The organism is Streptomyces thermolilacinus SPC6, assembly GCF_000478605.2.
Lineage (GTDB): Bacteria > Actinomycetota > Actinomycetes > Streptomycetales > Streptomycetaceae > Streptomyces > Streptomyces thermolilacinus.
On the sequence record NZ_ASHX02000001.1, the window covers coordinates 5,466,963 to 5,485,323 of the forward strand.

At 73.1% G+C, this 18,361-nt stretch carries 19 protein-coding genes and 1 pseudogene; 13 read left to right on the plus strand and 7 right to left on the minus strand.

Going from position 1 to position 18,361, the window contains the following annotated elements; translation table 11 throughout:
- Positions 1-196 precede the first annotated feature (196 nt).
- Entirely contained in the window at positions 197-937 is a 741-nt protein-coding gene (locus tag J116_RS23690; protein ID WP_028964454.1) for a VOC family protein, read from the plus strand.
- A gap of 7 nt (positions 938-944) precedes the next feature.
- On the opposite strand, the gene J116_RS28845 is transcribed toward J116_RS23690, so the two are convergent.
- Together J116_RS28845 and J116_RS23695 are read right to left on the minus strand one after the other, a co-directional pair.
- Entirely contained in the window at positions 945-1,304 is a 360-nt protein-coding gene (locus J116_RS28845) for a VOC family protein (protein ID WP_394331494.1), read from the minus strand.
- A gap of 189 nt (positions 1,305-1,493) precedes the next feature.
- Positions 1,494-2,027, minus strand: coding sequence for an SMI1/KNR4 family protein (locus J116_RS23695; protein WP_023589572.1), 534 nt, complete (start codon positions 2,025-2,027; stop codon positions 1,494-1,496).
- Positions 2,028-2,193: 166 nt separating this feature from the next.
- Between J116_RS23695 and argC the strand changes: the two genes are divergently transcribed.
- The 5 genes from argC (at position 2,194) to J116_RS23720 (ending at position 7,230) form a co-directional block, all read left to right on the plus strand.
- Positions 2,194-3,222, plus strand: coding sequence for an N-acetyl-gamma-glutamyl-phosphate reductase (gene argC / locus J116_RS23700; protein WP_023589573.1), 1,029 nt, complete (start codon positions 2,194-2,196; stop codon positions 3,220-3,222).
- Between the two features lie 139 nt (positions 3,223-3,361).
- Positions 3,362-4,513, plus strand: coding sequence for a bifunctional glutamate N-acetyltransferase/amino-acid acetyltransferase ArgJ (argJ, locus tag J116_RS23705; RefSeq protein ID WP_023589574.1), 1,152 nt, complete (start codon positions 3,362-3,364; stop codon positions 4,511-4,513).
- Positions 4,510-5,412: an acetylglutamate kinase gene (argB, locus tag J116_RS23710; RefSeq protein ID WP_023589575.1), complete on the plus strand. Its 903-nt coding sequence runs from the start codon at positions 4,510-4,512 to the stop codon at positions 5,410-5,412. The genes argJ and argB overlap by 4 nt, the downstream gene beginning before the upstream one ends.
- Positions 5,409-6,686, plus strand: coding sequence for an acetylornithine transaminase (locus J116_RS23715; RefSeq protein WP_023589576.1), 1,278 nt, complete (start codon positions 5,409-5,411; stop codon positions 6,684-6,686). The genes argB and J116_RS23715 overlap by 4 nt, the downstream gene beginning before the upstream one ends.
- 7 nt (positions 6,687-6,693) lie before the next feature.
- Positions 6,694-7,230 carry an arginine repressor gene (locus tag J116_RS23720; RefSeq protein WP_023589577.1) on the plus strand — a complete coding sequence of 179 codons (537 nt, stop codon included), beginning with the start codon at positions 6,694-6,696 and terminating at the stop codon, positions 7,228-7,230.
- A 31-nt stretch (positions 7,231-7,261) separates the two neighbouring features.
- Here the strand turns inward: J116_RS23720 and J116_RS23725 are convergent, their stop codons facing one another.
- Positions 7,262-7,957: a L,D-transpeptidase family protein gene (locus tag J116_RS23725; protein WP_023589578.1), complete on the minus strand. Its 696-nt coding sequence runs from the start codon at positions 7,955-7,957 to the stop codon at positions 7,262-7,264.
- A 97-nt stretch (positions 7,958-8,054) separates the two neighbouring features.
- The gene (locus J116_RS23730) at positions 8,055-8,648 is read right to left on the minus strand and encodes a pyridoxamine 5'-phosphate oxidase family protein (protein WP_023589579.1); all 594 of its coding nucleotides are present in this window, start codon (positions 8,646-8,648) and stop codon (positions 8,055-8,057) included.
- 118 nt (positions 8,649-8,766) lie between these two features.
- Between J116_RS23730 and J116_RS23735 the strand changes: the two genes are divergently transcribed.
- The 4 genes from J116_RS23735 to J116_RS23750 all read left to right on the plus strand — a co-directional run bounded on the left by J116_RS23735 (position 8,767) and on the right by J116_RS23750 (position 13,782).
- Positions 8,767-9,960, plus strand: a complete 1,194-nt coding sequence (locus J116_RS23735) for an argininosuccinate synthase (RefSeq protein WP_023589580.1) — start codon at positions 8,767-8,769, stop codon at positions 9,958-9,960.
- A gap of 129 nt (positions 9,961-10,089) precedes the next feature.
- Positions 10,090-11,520, plus strand: a complete 1,431-nt coding sequence (gene argH, locus J116_RS23740) for an argininosuccinate lyase (RefSeq protein ID WP_023589581.1) — start codon at positions 10,090-10,092, stop codon at positions 11,518-11,520.
- A 154-nt stretch (positions 11,521-11,674) separates the two neighbouring features.
- Positions 11,675-12,223, plus strand: a complete 549-nt coding sequence (locus tag J116_RS23745) for a TetR/AcrR family transcriptional regulator (RefSeq protein WP_023589582.1) — start codon at positions 11,675-11,677, stop codon at positions 12,221-12,223.
- A complete protein-coding gene (locus J116_RS23750; protein WP_023589583.1) occupies positions 12,220-13,782 on the plus strand; it encodes an MFS transporter in 1,563 nt (520 codons plus the stop codon). Before J116_RS23745 ends, J116_RS23750 begins: the two co-directional genes overlap by 4 nt.
- Positions 13,783-13,883: 101 nt before the next feature.
- Here the strand turns inward: J116_RS23750 and J116_RS23755 are convergent, their stop codons facing one another.
- Positions 13,884-14,513 carry a lysophospholipid acyltransferase family protein gene (locus tag J116_RS23755; protein ID WP_235617463.1) on the minus strand — a complete coding sequence of 210 codons (630 nt, stop codon included), beginning with the start codon at positions 14,511-14,513 and terminating at the stop codon, positions 13,884-13,886.
- Positions 14,514-14,795: 282 nt separating this feature from the next.
- Here J116_RS23755 and J116_RS23760 point away from each other — a divergent pair, with 282 nt between their 5' ends.
- The 3 genes and pseudogenes from J116_RS23760 to J116_RS23770 all read left to right on the plus strand — a co-directional run bounded on the left by J116_RS23760 (position 14,796) and on the right by J116_RS23770 (position 17,329).
- Entirely contained in the window at positions 14,796-15,980 is a 1,185-nt protein-coding gene (locus J116_RS23760; protein ID WP_023589585.1) for a glycerophosphodiester phosphodiesterase, read from the plus strand.
- 366 nt (positions 15,981-16,346) lie between these two features.
- Positions 16,347-16,807 (plus strand): annotated as a pseudogene (locus J116_RS31080) (sigma-70 family RNA polymerase sigma factor).
- Between the two features lie 39 nt (positions 16,808-16,846).
- The gene (locus J116_RS23770) at positions 16,847-17,329 is read left to right on the plus strand and encodes a GNAT family N-acetyltransferase (RefSeq protein WP_023589586.1); all 483 of its coding nucleotides are present in this window, start codon (positions 16,847-16,849) and stop codon (positions 17,327-17,329) included.
- Positions 17,330-17,348: 19 nt separating this feature from the next.
- Here the strand turns inward: J116_RS23770 and J116_RS23775 are convergent, their stop codons facing one another.
- Entirely contained in the window at positions 17,349-17,756 is a 408-nt protein-coding gene (locus J116_RS23775) for a hypothetical protein (protein ID WP_023589587.1), read from the minus strand.
- 1 nt (position 17,757) lies between these two features.
- On the minus strand, positions 17,758-18,120 hold the full coding sequence (locus J116_RS23780; protein ID WP_023589588.1) for a hypothetical protein: 363 nt from the start codon (positions 18,118-18,120) through the stop codon (positions 17,758-17,760).
- Between the last annotated feature and the right edge of the window lie 241 nt (positions 18,121-18,361).

Consider the following 18,361-nt stretch of genomic DNA (forward strand, 5'->3'; position numbering starts at 1 on the left):
GAGTTCGGCGGCCCCCCGGCGGGGGTGCGGGGGTGGAGGAGTCCGACGCGGTGCGCGATCCGGGGCTCGGTGATCCGTACGGCCGCGACGCCGGGAGGGGGGTCCGGCCGGGGCTGCGCCGCCGTGGCCCGGGCGAAGGCCTCGGCACGACCGGGTGCGGCGGGCGGAGTCCGAGCGGGTGCATAGGATCGCCGGTATGGCACTGCGACCCGTCCAGGTGAACGTGAAGGCGCTCGACGCGGCGGCGGTCGGCCGGTTCTGGGCGGAGGCGCTCGGCTGGAGCGCGTACAACCCCGGCGTGACCACCTACGTCGGGCCCGGCGGCGGGCTCGTCTGGCCGGACCCGGTCGCCGTCGGCATCGACGTGGTCCCCGTCCCGGACCCCAAGTCACCGGTGAAGAACCGTCTGCACCTCGATCTCGCCACCACCTCCGCGGCCCATCAGGAGGAGCTGGTCGCGCGCCTGAAGGCCCTCGGCGCGACCCCCGCCGACGTGGGCCAGGGTGATGTGCCGTGGACGGTCCTCGCCGACCCGGAGGGCAACGAGTTCTGCGTGCTGGAGCCCCGGGAGGTCTACCGGGACACCGGGCCGGTCGCCGCGGTGGTGGTGGACTGCGCCGATCCGCGGGCCATGGCCCGGTTCTGGGGCGACGCGGTGGACTGGGCCCTGCACGAGGTGACCGACGACCGCGCGGTGCTGCGCTCCGCCCAGGGCGTCGGGCCGTACCTGGAGTTCCTCCGCACGCCCGGCGTGAAGACGGTGCCCGACCGCGTCCACCTCGACCTGCTGCCGTACGCCGGGGACGACAAGGCGGCGGAGGTGGCGCGGCTCCGGGGCCTCGGCGCCACCGCCCTCGACGTCGGTCAGGGCGAGGTCCCCTGGACGTGCCTGGCCGACCCGGAGGGTCACGAGTTCTGCGTCCTCGCCCCGTCCTGACCGACCGTCAGTCGAGGCAGAACTCGTTGCCTCGACGTCCCGCATCACGATGCACGCGTCGTGGCCGTCGTACAGCAGTCGCTCGCGCACCGCGCCGAGCGGGATCAGCCGTGCGCACTCGGCCTCCAGCGCGGCGAGTCGCTCCTCGCCCACGAGGTCCGGTCGCGACCCGCACGTCGAGATGTACCCGGTTCTTGGCGGTCTTGCCCTCGGGAACGCGCTGGAAGTACAGGCGCGGGCCCACCCCCGAGGGGTCGACGCAGGCGAACCACGACCCCCGCTCCTCGGGCGGCTGCGCGCGGTGGAAATCGTCCCAGGTGGCGAACCCGTCCGGCGGCGGCGGTACGACGTACCCCAGGACTCGCACCAGAATCGGGCGACGCGCTCGGGGTCCGCGCAGTCGAAGGTGACCTGGAACTGCTTGATCGGTCCCATCCGATCTTCGTAACGGCGTTGCCGTTGCCCGTACGGGCCGCGTGGCGCGCCGCTTCGCACTGCCCGACGCGCCGTCACGCCCCGGTCGGCGTCCCGGTCACGCCCCGCCCCTGGCACCCCGTCACGCGTCGGCGCCCGAAGCGGGCTCGAACGTCGCGTCGAGGCCGTACCGGGCGATCCCGAAAGGCAGGAACGCCGGATCGGCGAGGACCCGGTACAGGAACTCCGAGATGGACATGGCGTACCGGTGCCATGTGCCGCCGTCGGCCCGCGCGAGGACGGAGTGGTCGCCGGGCTGGCCGGCGTCGATCATCCAGAAGTACTCGTCGGCCCATTCGGTGGCGCCCCAGGGGACCAGCCCCGTGCCGCCCGGCGCGTAGATCGCGTACGGCTCGACGGCGGAGACGCTTCCGAGGCTGCTGTCCCGGTCGACCGCCAGGGAGACCCGCCACTGCGCCAGGAAGTCGAACGCGACGCCCTCGTCGCGCCCCATGAAGTGGACGCACTCGCTGAAGACGCCGCCGCCGAACGCCTCGTAGAGCTCCTTGTAGTCGGGCGGCAGCGGAACCCCCAGCTCCTCCTCGACCGCCGCCCAGTCCTCGGAGATCCCGAGCGGCTCCCACCCGGTCAGTTCGATCACTCGCTCGACCCACATGCCACCACCTTCCGGCACCCGCCCTCGATCCGGTACCCCGGCACCCATGACGTGCCGGAGCCGACGACTACGGAACGTGTTCGCGCGGGTGGGAGGCGGATCCTCGACCGCTCATTGCATAAAGCTGCATGCATACGTATAGTCATGCCATCCAGAAGGAGGGTCCATGACGGTACGAGTGGCAGTGGCGGGAGCGAGCGGGTACGCGGGCGGGGAACTGCTCAGGCTGCTGCTCGCGCACCCCGGCGTCGAGGTCGGCGCGCTGACCGGCAACTCCAACGCCGGGCAGCCGCTCGGCGCGCTCCAGCCGCACCTCCTCCCGCTCGCCGGGCGCGTCCTGGAGGCGACCACCGCCGAGGTGCTCGCCGGGCACGACGTCGTGTTCCTCGCCCTCCCGCACGGCCAGTCCGCCGCCGTCGCCGAGCAGCTCGGCGACGAGGTCCTGGTCATCGACATGGGCGCCGACTTCCGGCTGAAGGACCCCGCCGACTGGGAGCGCTTCTACGGCTCCCCGCACGCCGGGACCTGGCCCTACGGCCTGCCCGAACTGCCGGGCGCGCGCACCGCGCTGGAGGGGTCCAAGCGCGTCGCGGTGCCCGGCTGCTACCCGACCGCCGTGTCGCTCGCCCTGTTCCCGGCGTACGCCCACGGCCTCGCCGAGCCCGAGGCGGTCGTCGTCGCCGCGTCCGGCACCTCCGGCGCGGGCAAGGCGCCCAAGGCGCACCTGCTCGGCTCCGAGGTCATGGGCTCCATGTCCCCGTACGGCGTCGGCGGCGGCCACCGGCACACCCCGGAGATGGCGCAGAACCTCGCCGCCGCCGCGGGGGAGCCCGTCACCGTGTCGTTCACGCCCACCCTCGCGCCCATGTCGCGCGGCATCCTCGCCACGTGCAGCGCCAAGGCGAGGCCCGGCACCACCGCGCACGACCTGCGGGCCGCCTACGAGAAGGCGTACGCCGACGAGCCCTTCGTCCACCTCCTCCCGGAGGGGCGGTGGCCGGCCACGGCGTCCGTCCAGGGCTCCAACGCCGTCCAGGTCCAGGTGGCGTACGACGAGACAGCCGATCGCGTCATCGCCATCAGCGCCATCGACAACCTCACCAAGGGCACCGCGGGCGGCGCGGTGCAGAGCATGAACATCGCCCTCGGCCTCCCCGAGGAGACCGGACTTTCCGCGATAGGAGTCGCACCGTGAGCCGGGGACACCTCCCTGCGGTAGCCGGGGGAGCGAGCGCGGCCACCGCGCCGCGGACGACGACGATGGCCGCACCGGCGCGCTGCGCGGGCGGCAGTGACAAGAGCTGCTACCGCAGCGAGGCGAACGGAGAAGCACAGTGAGCGTCACGGCAGCCAAGGGGTTCACGGCGGCGGGCATCGCCGCCGGGATCAAGGAGAACGGCAATCCGGACCTGGCCCTCGTGGTCAACAACGGCCCGCGCCGCGCCGCCGCGGGCGTCTTCACCTCCAACCGCGTCAAGGCCGCCCCCGTCCTGTGGTCCGAGCAGGTCCTCAAGACCGGCGAGCTCGCCGCCGTCGTCCTCAACTCGGGCGGCGCCAACGCCTGCACCGGCCCGCAGGGCTTCCAGGACACCCACGCCACCGCCGAGAAGGCCGCCGAGGTCCTCGGCGTCGGCGCGGGCGAGGTCGCCGTCGCCTCCACCGGCCTGATCGGCGTCCACCTGCCCATGGACAAGCTCCTGCCCGGCGTCGAGAAGGCCGCGGCCGAGCTGTCCGAGCACGGCGGCGAGAAGGCCGCCATCGCCATCAAGACCACCGACACCGTCCACAAGACCGCCGTCGTCAGCCGCGACCGCTGGACCGTCGGCGGCATGGCCAAGGGCGCGGGGATGCTCGCCCCGGGCCTGGCCACGATGCTCGTCGTCCTCACCACCGACGCCGACCTGGACGCCCCCGAGCTGGACAAGGCGCTGCGCGCCGCCACCCGCGTCACCTTCGACCGGGTCGACTCCGACGGCTGCATGTCCACCAACGACACCGTCCTGCTCCTCGCCTCCGGCGCGTCCGGCACCACCCCCGCGTACGACGACTTCGCGGACGCCGTACGGGAGGTCTGCGACAGCCTCGGGCGGCAGCTCATCGGCGACGCCGAGGGCGCCTCCAAGGACATCCGCGTCGAGGTGGTCAACGCCGCGACCGAGGCCGACGCCGTCGAGGTCGGCCGGTCCATCGCCCGCAACAACCTCCTCAAGTGCGCCATCCACGGCGAGGACCCCAACTGGGGCCGCGTCCTGTCCGCCATCGGCACCACGAACGCCGCCTTCGAACCGGACCGCCTCAACGTCGCCATCAACGGCGTCTGGGTCTGCAAGAACGGCTCCGTCGGCGAGGACCGCGACCTGGTGGACATGCGCTACCGGGAGGTCACCATCACCGCCGACCTCGCCGCCGGCACCGAGTCCGCCGTCATCTGGACCAACGACCTCACCGCCGACTACGTCCACGAGAACAGCGCCTACAGCTCATGAGCACTCGCAAGCACACCGCGCTCCCCAAGGCCCAGATCCTCATCGAGGCGCTGCCCTGGCTCACCCGCCACCGCGGCAGGACGGTCGTCATCAAGTTCGGCGGCAACGCCATGGTGGACGAGGACCTGAAGGCCGCCTTCGCCCAGGACGTCGTCTTCCTCCACCACGCCGGGCTGCGGCCCGTCGTGGTGCACGGCGGCGGCCCCCAGATCAGCGCCGCGCTCGACCGGCACGGCCTGGTCAGCGAGTTCAAGGCGGGCCTGCGCGTCACCACCCCCGAGGCGATGGACGTCGTACGGATGGTTCTCGCCGGACAGGTCCAGCGCGAGCTGGTCGGGCTGCTCAACCAGCACGGCCCGCTCGCCGTCGGCATCACCGGCGAGGACGCCCACACCCTCACCGCCACCCGGCACCAGCCGCTCATCGACGGCGAGCCCGTCGATATCGGCCGCGTCGGGGAGATCACCGCCCTCGACACGGGCGCCATCGAGGCGCTCCTCGCCGACGGCCGCATCCCCGTCGTGTCCTCGATCGCCCGTTCGGAGGACGACGGACATGTCTACAACGTCAATGCTGATACGGCGGCTGCGGCACTCGCTGCGGCGCTTGGCGCCGAGACGCTGATGGTCCTCACCGACGTCGAGGGCCTCTACGAGGACTGGCCCAACAGCGACGAGGTCATCAGCCGCCTCACCGCCACCGAGCTGGAGAAGCTCCTGCCCGAGCTGTCCAGCGGCATGGTCCCCAAGATGGAGGGCTGCCTCCACGCCGTACGCAACGGCGTCCGCACCGCCCGCGTCATCGACGGACGCGTCCAGCACTCGATCCTGCTGGAGATCTTCACCGACGAGGGCATCGGCACCATGGTCGTGCCCGACGAACCGGAGGCACACGCATGAGCGGCAACGAACGCCTCACGCGGCGCTGGCGGTCCGCCCTCGCGGACAACTACGGCACGCCCCGCCTCGCGCTCGTCCGCGGTGAGGGATCCCGCGTCTGGGACGCGGACGGCAAGGAGTACGCGGACTTCGTCGGCGGCATCGCCGTCAACGCCCTCGGCCACGCCCACCCGGCGATCGTCCGGGCGGTCACCGAGCAGATCTCCGCCCTCTCCCACGTCTCCAACCTGTACGTCGCCGAGCCGCCCGTCGCCCTCGCCGAACGGCTCGTCGAGCTGTCCGGCCGCCCGGGCCGGGTCTACTTCTGCAACTCGGGCGCCGAGGCCAACGAAGCCGCCTTCAAGATCGGCCGACTGACGGGCCGCCGGCACATGGTCGCCACCACCGGAGGCTTCCACGGCCGCACCATGGGCGCCCTCGCCCTCACCGGCCAGGAGGGCAAGCGGGAGCCGTTCCACCCGCTGCCCGGCGAGGTGACGCACGTACCGTACGGGGACGTGGACGCCCTGCGGGCCGCCGTCACCACCGATACCGCGCTGGTCATCATCGAGCCCGTCCAGGGCGAGATCGGCGTCGTCGTCCCGCCCAAGGGCTATCTCCAGGCGGCCCGTGAGATCACCCGCGCCACCGGCACCCTCCTGGTCCTCGACGAGGTGCAGACAGGCATCGGCCGCTGCGGCAACTGGTTCCAGTACCAGGCGGAGGGCGTCGAGCCCGACATCGTCACCCTCGCCAAGGGCCTCGGCGGCGGGCTGCCCATCGGCGCGACCGTCGCGTTCGGAGAGGCCGCCGACCTGCTGAAGCCCGGCCACCACGGCTCCACCTTCGGCGGCAACCCCGTCGCGTGCGCCGCCGGACTCGCCGTACTGGACACCCTCGCCGCCGACGGGGCCCTCGACCGGGTCAAGCGCCTGGGCGAGCGGCTGCGCGACGGAATCGAGGGCCTTGGGCACCCGTTGGTCTCCCACGTCCGCGGCGCGGGCCTCCTGCTGGGTATCGTGCTCACCGAGCCCCTCGCACCCCAGGTGCAGCAGGCGGCTCAGGACGCCGGCTTCCTGGTGAACGCGCCCGCCCCCGATGTCATCCGGCTCATGCCGCCGCTGACCGTCGGGGACGACGAGGTGGACGCGCTCCTCCGGGCCCTGCCCGGCGTCCTGGACGCGGCCGACGGGGCCGACCAGGCCAACGGGGCCGACGGGGCCCACAAGGCCGCTGAGGCCGACGGGGCCGACCAGGCCAACGGGGCCGACGGGGAGAGACGAGCCGGAGAATGACACAGCGATGACCGAGGCGCAGGACAACGGCCACGGCGGCCCATCCGTACCGCAGACCCGCACGGCACGGCACCGCCGGATCGTGGACATCCTCAACCGGCAGCCGGTGCGCTCGCAGAGCCAGCTGGCCAAGCTCCTCGCGGACGACGGACTGAGCGTCACCCAGGCGACGCTCAGCCGCGACCTCGACGAGCTGGGCGCGGTGAAGATCCGCAACACCGGCGGCGAGCTGATCTACGCCGTGCCGAGCGAGGGCGGGTTCCGCACCCCCCAGGCGCCGCTGGGCGAGTCCGCCAAGGAGGAGCGGATGCGGCGGCTCTCCGGCGAACTGCTCATCTCCGCCGAGGCGTCCGCCAACCTGGTCGTCCTGCGCACCCCGCCCGGAGCCGCCCAGTTCCTCGCCTCGGCCATCGACCAGGCCGAGCTGCACGACATCCTCGGCACCATCGCGGGCGACGACACGCTGCTGCTCATCTCCCGCGACCCGGCGGGCGGCCAGGCCCTCGCCGACCACCTGCTGCGCCTCGCGCAGAAGGAACGCTGACCCCCGGCCGTACGCGAGCGGCCGGTGACGCTCAGGCGCCCGCCCATCCGATCGCGATGCGCGGGCGCGCGTCCGGGCGCACCCACCGCAGGATGCGCTCCATCGCCGCCTCGGGCACCGACACGCACCCGGCCGTCGGGCCCTTGCCGTCGGCGTGCAGGAAGATCCCGGCGCCCCGGCCCCGCACCGGCCGGTCGTAGTTGTAGCCGATCACCAGCGCGTGGGCGTACTGCGCCCGGTACGTGATCAGGTGCTCGGCCTCCGCCGCCCGGCAGTCCGCGGGCAGGGGCTCCACCCAGCGGTTGTACGAGCGGGACGCGTTGTCCTGGCACCACCACGACGCGCGGGTCACCTCGCGGTACGGGTACGCCGTGCCGGGCGGCGCGGGCTCGATGCCGAACGCGAACGGCAGCCCGTACACCCCGGTCGGCGTCGTGGACGTGCCCTGCCTGCGCTGGTCGCCGCGCACCAGGCCGCCCGCCCCGAAGCGGGCCGGGGCCGAGCCGACGCGGGTCCAGGCCCGGCCGCCGCGCCGCTCCCACCAGGTGACCGTGCCGGTCGTGGCGCGCGGACCGGCCGCCTCGGCGGTGATCAGCTGGCTGCCGGTCCCGCCGACGGCCGGCGGGGCGGGCTGCGGCCCGGCCAGGTCCGGGGCGTGTGCCCGGGCGGGGGAGTGAGCGGCGAGGGCGAGCAGGGCGGCGGCGAGCACGAGAGCGGGACGGCGCATGGCCCGACCGTAAGACGCGCCCGCGCCCCCCGCGCCCCCGACGAACCCGTACGGGTCAGACCCCCGGCCCGTACGGGTCAGCCCCGGCCCCCACGGGTCAGGCCACGTCCGTCCGCGGCGGCAGGGGCAGCGGCAGGGCGGGCAGCCCGTCGACGCTCCGCCCCACGAACTCCTTCTTCTCGCAGTACGCCGCGAAGTCCTCGTCCGTCTTGCGGCCGAAGTACTCGGCGTGCTGGGTGCGCTCCTCGCGGTAGTCCATGTACGGCACCGCGAACCCGCACGAGTCGCTGATGCGCCGCGCCCGTACGACGACGATCGCCCGAGCCGACGGGCCGTCGGCCTCCGCGAAGTACCCGATGTACTCGTCCCAGCGCGGGTCGTCCCGGAACACCGCCTCGCCCGTCCCGTGCACCCGCAGGATCTTCGGCGGGCCGCTGAACGCGCACCACATCAGGGTGATCCGCCCGTTGCCGGGCTCGCGCAGATGGGCGATCGTCTCGGCGCCGCTGCCGCCGAAGTCCAGGTACGCCACGGTCTGCTCGTCGATCACGGCGAGGGAGCCCTTGCGCCCCTTCGGCGAGAGGTTGACGTGCCCGTCGCCCGCGAGCGGGGCGGTGGCGGTGAAGTAGACGGGCTGTGCCTCGATGAACGCGCGTATCCGGCCCTCGATGGCCGCGTAGGTCTGTCCCATGGGCGAATTATCGCGGCCGGGGGCCCGGACACAGGGGCGAATCCCGGCCGCGTTGACAAAACATACAGAGCTCTGCATAGTTATACCCATCGTTGGATGCACCGCTAAGGAGAAACCCGTGACCGAGCGCGTCGTACTCGCCTACTCGGGCGGCCTTGACACCTCCGTCGCCATCGGCTGGATCGCCGAGGAGACGGGCGCCGAGGTCATCGCCGTCGCCGTGGACGTCGGCCAGGGCGGCGAGGACCTGGACGTGATCCGCAAGCGCGCGCTCGCCTGCGGTGCCGTCGAGGCCGAGGTCGCGGACGCCAAGGACGAGTTCGCCGACGAGTACTGCCTCCCGGCGATCAAGGCGAACGCCCTCTACATGGACCGGTACCCGCTGGTGTCGGCGCTCTCCCGGCCGACGATCGTCAAGCACCTCGTCGCCGCCGCGAAGAAGCACGGCGCCTCCGTCGTCGCCCACGGCTGCACCGGCAAGGGCAACGACCAGGTCCGCTTCGAGGCCGGCATCGCCGCGCTCGGCCCCGACCTGAAGTGCATCGCCCCGGTCCGGGACTACGCGATGACCCGCGACAAGGCCATCGCGTTCGCCGAGAAGGCCGACCTGCCGATCGCCACCAGCAAGAAGTCCCCGTACTCCATCGACCAGAACGTCTTCGGCCGGGCCGTCGAGACCGGCTTCCTGGAGGACATCTGGAACGCGCCGATCGAGGACATCTACGACTACACCTCCAACCCGGCCGAGCCGCGCGAGCCGGACGAGGTCGTCATCAGCTTCAAGGAGGGCGTGCCGGTCGCCATCGACGGCAAGCCGGTCACGGTCCTCCAGGCGATCCAGCAGCTCAACGAGCGGGCGGGCGCCCAGGGCGTCGGCCGGATCGACATGGTCGAGGACCGGCTCGTCGGCATCAAGTCCCGCGAGGTGTACGAGGCGCCCGGCGCCATCGCGCTGATCACCGCCCACCAGGAGCTGGAGAACGTCACCGTCGAGCGCGAGCTGGCCCGGTACAAGCGCCAGGTCGAGCAGCGGTGGAGCGAGCTGGTCTACGACGGTCTGTGGTTCTCCCCCCTCAAGCGGGCCCTGGACGGCTTCATCAACGAGGCCAACCAGCACGTCACCGGCGACATCCGGATGACCCTGCACGGCGGCCGCGCGGTCGTCACGGGCCGGCGCTCCGAGCAGTCGCTCTACGACTTCAACCTCGCCACGTACGACACGGGCGACACGTTCGACCAGTCCAAGGCGCAGGGCTTCATCGACATCTTCAGCCTGTCGGCGAAGATCGCCGCCAAGCGTGACCTCGCCTGACCGGGGCTCGTTCGACAGCGCACCGGCACCACCCGCGTCCGCCTCCCCGCCGTCCCGCGCGCGGGGAGGCGGACGCGCATCCGCACCACCACACCCGATCCCTCCCGAGGACCCGAGGAGCTTCCCACAGTGAGCAGCAACAACGGTGACGTCCGGCTCTGGGGCGCCCGGTTCGCCGACGGCCCGGCCGAGGCGCTGGCGAAACTCTCCGCGTCCGTCCACTTCGACTGGCGGCTCGCCCCGTACGACATCGCCGGCTCCCGCGCCCACGCGCGCGTGCTCCATCGGGCCGGGCTGCTCACCGAGGACGAGCTGACCCGCATGCTGGCCGGACTCGACGAGCTGGAGCGGGACGTCGCGTCCGGCGCGTTCACCGGCACCATCGCCGACGAGGACGTGCACACGGCCCTGGAGCGCGGCCTGCTGGAGCGGCTCGGCGCCGAGCTGGGCGGCAAGCTCCGCGCCGGCCGGTCCCGCAACGACCAGGTGGCCACGCTGTTCCGGATGTACCTGCGGGACCACGCCCGGATCATCGGCGGCCTCCTCGCCGACCTCCAGGACGCGCTGGTGGGCCTCGCGGAGGCGCACCCGGACGTCGCGATGCCGGGCCGTACGCACCTCCAGCACGCCCAGCCGGTGCTGTTCGCCCACCATGTGCTCGCCCATGTCCAGGCGCTGTCCCGGGACGCCGAGCGGCTGCGTCAGTGGGACAAGCGCACGGCGGTCTCCCCGTACGGCTCCGGGGCGCTCGCGGGCTCGTCCCTCGGGCTCGACCCGGAGGCGGTCGCCCGGGACCTGGGCTTCGAGAACGGCAGCGCGGGCAACTCCATCGACGGCACGGCGTCGCGCGACTTCGTGGCGGAGTTCGCCTTCATCACGGCGATGATCGGCGTGAACCTGTCCCGGATCGCGGAGGAGGTCATCATCTGGAACACGAAGGAGTTCTCCTTCGTGACCCTCCACGACGCCTTCTCGACCGGCTCGTCGATCATGCCGCAGAAGAAGAACCCGGACATCGCGGAGCTGGCGCGCGGCAAGTCCGGCCGCCTCATCGGCAACCTCACGGGCCTGCTGGCGACGCTGAAGGCGCTGCCCCTCGCCTACAACCGGGACCTCCAGGAGGACAAGGAGCCGGTCTTCGACTCCTGCGACCAGCTGGAGGTGCTGCTGCCCGCGTTCACCGGCATGATGGCCACCCTCACGGTGCACCGGGAGCGGATGGAGGAGCTGGCCCCGGCCGGGTTCTCGCTGGCGACGGACATCGCGGAGTGGCTGGTCAAGCGCGGTGTGCCGTTCCGGGTCGCGCACGAGGTCGCGGGGGAGTGCGTGAAGGTAGCCGAGGCGGAGGGCAAGGAGCTGGACGACCTCACGGACGAGCAGTTCGCGAAGATCTCCGAGCACCTGACGCCCGAGGTGCGCACGGTCCTCAACGTCCCCGGGGCGCTCGCCTCCCGCGACGGCCGGGGCGGCACGGCCCCGTCGGCGGTGGCGACCCAGCTGGCCGAGGTGAAGGCGGACCTGATCATCCAGCACGCCTGGGCGGACGCCAGGAAGAAGTGAACGCCCCGGACCGTCCCGGCATGAGCCGGAACGTCCCCGAATGACCACGAAGGCCCCCGCGTGCGGGGGCCTTCGTGGTCATTCGGGAGCCGCCCCCATGAGTCCCCGACCCCCGCATGAGACATGAATGTCTCATGCGGGTTATGGTTGTCTCATGAGTGTGGACCGAGACCAAGTACTCCGCGCCGCCGCCGCGCTGCTCTCGCGGAAGGCGACCGCCACCATGGACGAGGTCGCCCGCGCCGCGGGGATCGGCCGCGCCACCCTGCACCGGCACTTCGCCGGGCGGGACGCGCTGGTCAGGGCGCTGGAGGAGCTGGGCATCCAGGAGTTCGAAGCCGCCCTCGACACTGCCCGGCTGGACGAGGGCACCGCCGAGGAGGCCCTGCGCAGACTGGTCGCCGAGGCGGAGGGGGTCGCCGGTCTCCTGTCGTTCCTCGTCACCGAGAACCAGCTGTTCGAAGGTGACGTCAACGAGGGCTGGGCCCGGCTCGACGCCCGCGTCTCCGCGCTGTTCCGGCGCGGCCAGGAGCGGGGCGAGTTCCGGTTCGACCTGACACCCGCCTGGCTGACCGAGGCCTTCTACAGCCTCGTCGGCACCTGCGCCTGGGCCGTCCACGACGGGCGGGTCGCGGGCAAGGACTTCCAGCACATGGTCGCCGAGCTGCTGCTCGGCGGAGCGCGCAGGAGCGTGGAGCGATGACCCCCTCCGTACCGGCTGACCACGAAACGGACGCCGCCCGTCGGCCGGGCCGCTGGCTGGCGCTCGCCGTCCTGGCGCTGGCCGTCCTGCTGGTCGCCGTGGACGCCACGGTGCTCGGCCTGGCCACCCCGTACCTGAGCGAGGACCTCAAGCCGTCCGGCACCCAGCTCCTGTGGATCGGCGACGTCTACTCGTTCGTCATCGCCGGGCTCCTCGTCTCGATGGGCGGCCTCGGCGACCGCATCGGCCGCAAGAAGCTGCTTCTCACCGGCGCGACCGCGTTCGGCGCGGTGTCCGTGCTCAACGCGTACGCCACCACGCCCGAGATGATGATCGCCGCGCGCGCCCTGCTCGGCGTGGCGGGCGCGACGCTCATGCCGTCCACGCTCGCCCTGATCCGCAACCTGTTCCACGACCCGCGCGAGCGCAGCCTCGCCATCGGCGTGTGGGGCGCCATGGCGTCGGCGGGCGCGGCCGTCGGCCCGGTCGTCGGCGGCGTGCTGCTCGAGCACTTCTGGTGGGGTTCGGTCTTCCTGATCAACCTGCCCGTGATGGCGGTGCTCGTCGTCGTCGGCATCCGGCTCATCCCCGAGTCGAAGAACCCCGCGCCCGGCCCCTGGGACCTGCCGAGCGTCGCCCTGTCCCTCATCGGCATGATCGGCGTCGTGTACGCCATCAAGGAGGCCGCCGCGCACGGCGCCCGCCCGGACGTGTTCGTCGCCGCGGCCGTCGGCGCCACCGCGCTCCTCGCGTTCGTACGCCGCCAGCTCCGGCTCCCCGAACCGCTGCTCGACATGCGCCTCTTCCGGCACCGGGGCTTCTCGGGCGCGGTCCTCGCGGACCTGCTGACCATCCTCGGGCTGGCCGGGCTGATCTTCTTCCTGTCCCAGTTCCTCCAGCTGGTCCAGGGCCGCAGCCCCTTGGAGGCCGGGCTCGCGGAGCTGCCGGCCGCTCTGGGCGCCGTGGGGGCGGGCCTCCTGGCCGGCGTCGCCGCCCGGCGGTTCTCCGTCCGGTCCGTCGTCTCCGGCGGGCTCGCCGCGGTCGGCCTGGCCCTGGCGGCGCTCACCGTACTGGACCCGGGCACCGGCTACCCCGTGCTGGGCGCCTCCCTGCTCGTCGTCGGCGTCGGCGCGGGCCTGGCGTTCACCGTGACCGCCGACGTCATCCTGTCCAGCGTCCCCAAGGAGCAGGCGGGCGCGGCCTCCGCCGTCTCCGAGACCGCGTACGAACTCGGCGCGGCGCTCGGCATCGCCCTGCTCGGCTCCATCGTGACCGGCGTCTACCGGGACTTCGCCACGCCGGGCGGTGTCCCCGCCGACGTGGCGGCCGCCGCGCACGAGTCGCTGGGCGGCGCGGTCGAGGCTGCCTCCGCGCTGCCGGAACGATCCGCCGAGGCGCTCGTCACCGCCGCGCAGTACGCGTTCGTGGACGGCCTGCGCATCGCCGCGTCCGTCGGCGCCGCCGTGCTCCTCGTGACGGCCGTCGCGGCCTGGCTGCTGCTGCGCGGCCAGCGCCTGGAGGGCGGCCGGGAGCCGGAGAGCCGTGCCGTACACCCGTGAGCGGTGCGCCGCGGAGCCGTACGAGCCGCGGGCACCGCACGGCGAAGGGCCGCGCCCCAGGGGGGCGCGGCCCTTCCGCGTACGACCGGAAACCGGCCGGGTCAGGCCGCCTTCGCCTTCGTGGCGTACATGTCCACGTACTCCTGGCCCGACAGCCGCATGACCTCCGCCATCACGGAGTCCGTCACCGCCCGCAGCACATACCGGTCGCGGTCCATGCCCTCGTAGCGGGAGAACTCCATCGGCTCCCCGAACCGCACCGTCACCCGGCCGGGCCGGGGCAGCCCCGCGCCGCCCGGCTGGAGCTTGTCCGTGCCGATCAGCGCGAACGGCACCACCGGCGCGCCCGTCATCAGCGTCAGCCGCGCGATGCCCGTACGGCCCCGGTACAGCCGCCCGTCGGGGGAGCGGGTGCCCTCCGGGTAGATGCCGAAGACCTTGCCCTCCTCCAGCACCCGGCGGCCCGTGTGCAGCGCGGCCACGGCGGCGCCGGCCCCGTCCCGCTGTACCGGGATCATGCCGACCCCGGTGAAGAACCACGCCATGAGCCGGCCCTTCAGGCCCTTGCCGGTGACGTACTCGTCCTTGCCGATGAAGAAGACCTGCCGGTCCACCACCAGCGGCAGGATCATGGAGTCGATGAACGTGAGGTGGTTGCCCGCCAGGATGACCGGCCCGGAACCGGGGATCCTCTCGGCGCCCTCCACCCTGAGGCGGAACATCAGCCGCATGACCGGGCCGATCACTGACTTGATGAGCGCGAAGCGGGACAACGAGTCCTCCGGGGCGTTGAGCGGTCGCGATCCTGACACGGCCGACGAAGTCTGTGCAGGTGAGGACCATACTCGCGGGTCACCCCCGGCCGCACATCGGGTTGACCGACTCGATACGCGACGTTGACCCGCGTTTTCCCGCTGTTCGCCCGCGGTCTGCCCGACGTCACGCACCTGCCCCTACGATCGGCCGCGCCCCCCAGGCCGAAAACCGAAGACACGTTCAGTGGAGGAGCCTTCATGACTCAGGGTGCCCGCATGAGTCCCGCCCGCAGGACCGTACTGGGAGCGGCGGCGCTCACCACCGCGGCCGCCGCGGTCTCCGCCGCAGGAACGGCCACCGCGGCCGCCGCCCCCGGCGGCCCGGCCACCGGGAAGGGCGCCGAGGCGGCCCGCGGCGGCGCCCACCGGGGCCTGCCGGTCCCCACCGTCATCGCCCACCGCGGCGCCAGCGGCTACCGCCCCGAGCACACCCTCGGCTCCTACCAGCTCGCCCTCGACATGGGCGCCCACGTCATCGAGCAGGACCTCGTGCCCACCCGCGACGGCCACCTGGTGTGCCGCCACGAGAACGACATCACCGGCACCACGGACGTCGCCGACCACCCCGAGTTCGCCTCCCGCCGCACCACCAAGACGGTCGACGGCACGGCCATCACCGGCTGGTTCACCGAGGACTTCACGCTCGCCGAGCTGAAGACCCTCCGCGCCAAGGAGCGCATCCCCGGCACCCGGAGGAACAACACGCTGTACGACGGCCGCTGGACCGTCCCCAGCTTCGAGGAGGTGCTGCGCTGGGCCGAGCAGGAGGGCCGCCGCCGGGGCCGCCCGGTGTGGCTGCACGTCGAGACCAAGCACCCCACGTACTTCCGCAAGCTCGGCCTCGGCCTGGAGGAGCGCCTCGCGAAGCTGCTCCGCCGCTACGGCCGCCACCGCGCCGACTCGCCCACGTTCCTCCAGTCGTTCGAGCCGACCAGCGTGCAGCGGATGGCGCGGCTCGTGGACACGCCGCGCGTGGTCCTGCTGTGGACGCCCGACGACCGCCCGTACGACTTCGTGGACGCCGGCGACCCGCGGACCGTCGCCGACCTGGTCACGCCGCGCGGCCTGGACTGGATCGCCTCGTACGCCCAGGGCATCGGGCCGCTCCTGGACCTGGTCATCCCCAAGGGCTCCGACGGCCGCCTGGGCGAGCCGACCACCCTGGTGCGGGACGCGCACGCGCGGGGCCTGGTCCTCCACCCGTACACGCTGCGCAACGAGAACAGCTTCCTGCCCGCCGACTTCCGGCGCGGCACGGACCCGAACGCGTACGGCGACGTCTTCGGGGCGTACCGGGCGTACTTCGCCACCGGCATCGACGGCATCTTCACCGACCACCCGGACACGGCGCTGCTGGCGGCCGCCGACCACCGCGCCCGCTGACCGGGGCGCCCGCCCTCCCGGTGTGACAGGGGCGGCGGACGGTCCGTCACCTGCCTCGGGGCACGCGGCGTCAGCCGCGTGCCCCCGCCGCCACCTCATCGGGCGAACCCCCGCCGGCCCGGCAACCGGCCGGGCCCCGCCGGGAGTCGTGCCCGGCATGACGCCCCGCGACCCCGCCCCGCACTCCCCGGCGGCCCTCGCCGCGCCCACCCCCCGCCCCGGCCTCTCGCGCCCACTGCGCCCGCCCAGGCCCCGCCCGCCGTACCAGCCGCGCCGGACCCGGCCACACCCGCGGCGCCCGCCACGGCCCCGGCCACCCCGCCCGCGCAGCGCGCCGTCCCCGAACCCTTCTGCGCCCTCGCCCCGCTGCTCGCCGCCGAGGCCGACGCCGAGGCCGCCGCGTCCGGTCTGGACCCCCGCGACCTCCAGCAGCCGTGTGGCTGCGGCTCCTCGAACACCTCGAAGGACCCGGCGCCCCCGCCCACCCCGCCGACTGGCTGCGTCGCGCCGTGCGCGAGGAGGCCCGCCTCGCCCGGGGCCGGACCGCGCGGGAACTCCCGTACGACGACGAGCCCGCGCCCGACGGCCGCTTCGGCCCGGGCCCGTGGGGCGCACCCGAGTCGGCCGTCCGCCGGACACCGGTCCGCTCTCAACGGCTGCTGGCTGCGATGTTGTCGCCGAAGGACCTCACGTACCAGGACATCGCAGGGAAGTTGGGTATCTCACAGGGCAGTTTGGGGCCTGTGCGTTCCCGCTGCCTGGGATGCCTGCGCAGAATGCTGACGGCAGAGGTTGCCGCTCCCACCCATCGGGGAAAGGTGCGGTAGACCGACAGGGCGTATCAGGTGAGCCGGAGGCATGCACACATGGGCATGAGCGTGACCATCTCAGCGGCAAGCGCGGACGATGCCGAACACATCCTCAAGCTTCAGTACCTCTGCTACCAGAGCGAGGCCGAGCTGTACGGCGACTACTCGATCGAGCCGCTCACCCAGCCGCTGGACGACCTGAAGGCCGAGATCGCGCGCGGCCACGCCCTCGTCGCCCGCCTCGGCGAGGAGATCGTCGCCTCCGTGCGCGGCGAGGTGGACGAGACGGGCACGGCCCGCATCGGCAAGCTGATCGTCCATCCCCGGCTGCGCGGCCACGGCCTCGGCGGCCGCCTCCTCGACGCCATCGAGGAGCACTTCGCCCGCGACGCCGACTCCGCGGCCAAGCGCTTCCGGCTGTTCACCGGCCACCGCAGCGACGGCAACCTGCGCCTCTACCGCAGGAAGGGCTACGAGACGGTGGCCACCGAGCGGATCGGCCCCCGCCTCACCGTCGTCACCCTGGAGAAGGCCGCCTAGGGGCCGCCCGGAAGGCCCCCTAAGAGACGGGCGCGACCCGGCGGGCGCGGCGCAGCCACATCATCCCTGTCACCGGGAGCAGGACCGGGATGAACACATAGCCGAAACCGAACTCCGACCAGACCGTGGAGTCGGGGAAGGCGTCCGGGTCGAGCACCGTCCACGTCCCGACGGTGAGCACGCCCACCAGCTCGGCGGCGCAGCACGCGAACGCCGCCCTGCGGGCCGTCTCCCCGCCGCGCACCAGCGTGTAGGTGATGAAGACGTACACGACCGCCGCGACCGCCGAAAGCGAGTACGGCAGCGGCGCCTCGTCGAACCTGGTGGCGATCTCGTACACGGAACGCGAGACCGCGCCGACCGACATCACCCCGTACAGCCACACCAGCAGCATGCCGGGTCCCTTGACCAGCTGATCGGTGCTCATCTCAGCCCTTCCACCAGATGTCGTGGAGGCGTACCTCCAGCACGGCCAGGAGCAGCGCTCCGGCCGCGACCGTCGCCGATCCCCACCGGCTCCGCTCCACCAGCGACATGAACCCGGCCGCCGGTACGGAGAGCAGCGCCCCCACCAGGTACGCCACGAAGATCACGGTGCCCTCGTCGGGCTCGCCCCCCTGTGCCAGCCGTACGACGCCGACCACCAGCTGGGCCAGGGCCAGCACGGTCACCACGGCCATGCCGATGAAGTGCCAGTCCTTCGTCGGCTGGTCCCGGTACGCGGCGAATCCGCACCACGCGGCGAGGGCCAGCGCGGCGAGGGACACCGTGAGGGTGAGGGCGTTGAGCATGCGCCGAGACTATTACGGACGAAAACCCCCGCCGCGCCCGCCCCCACAACCCCGCCGCGCCCGCCCCCGGACGCCCGTCGCCCCCGCCACGGGGGACCCGGTCACCCCCCGCCCCCCGGACGCCCGCCGCGCCCGCCCGCCACTCGGTCGCGCCCGCCCCCGCCCGCACGTGGTCTCGACCACAGGCCGGGTCCGGCCGCGCCCCGCAGGACCCCGTCCCCCACTGTGCGGCGGATGCGCG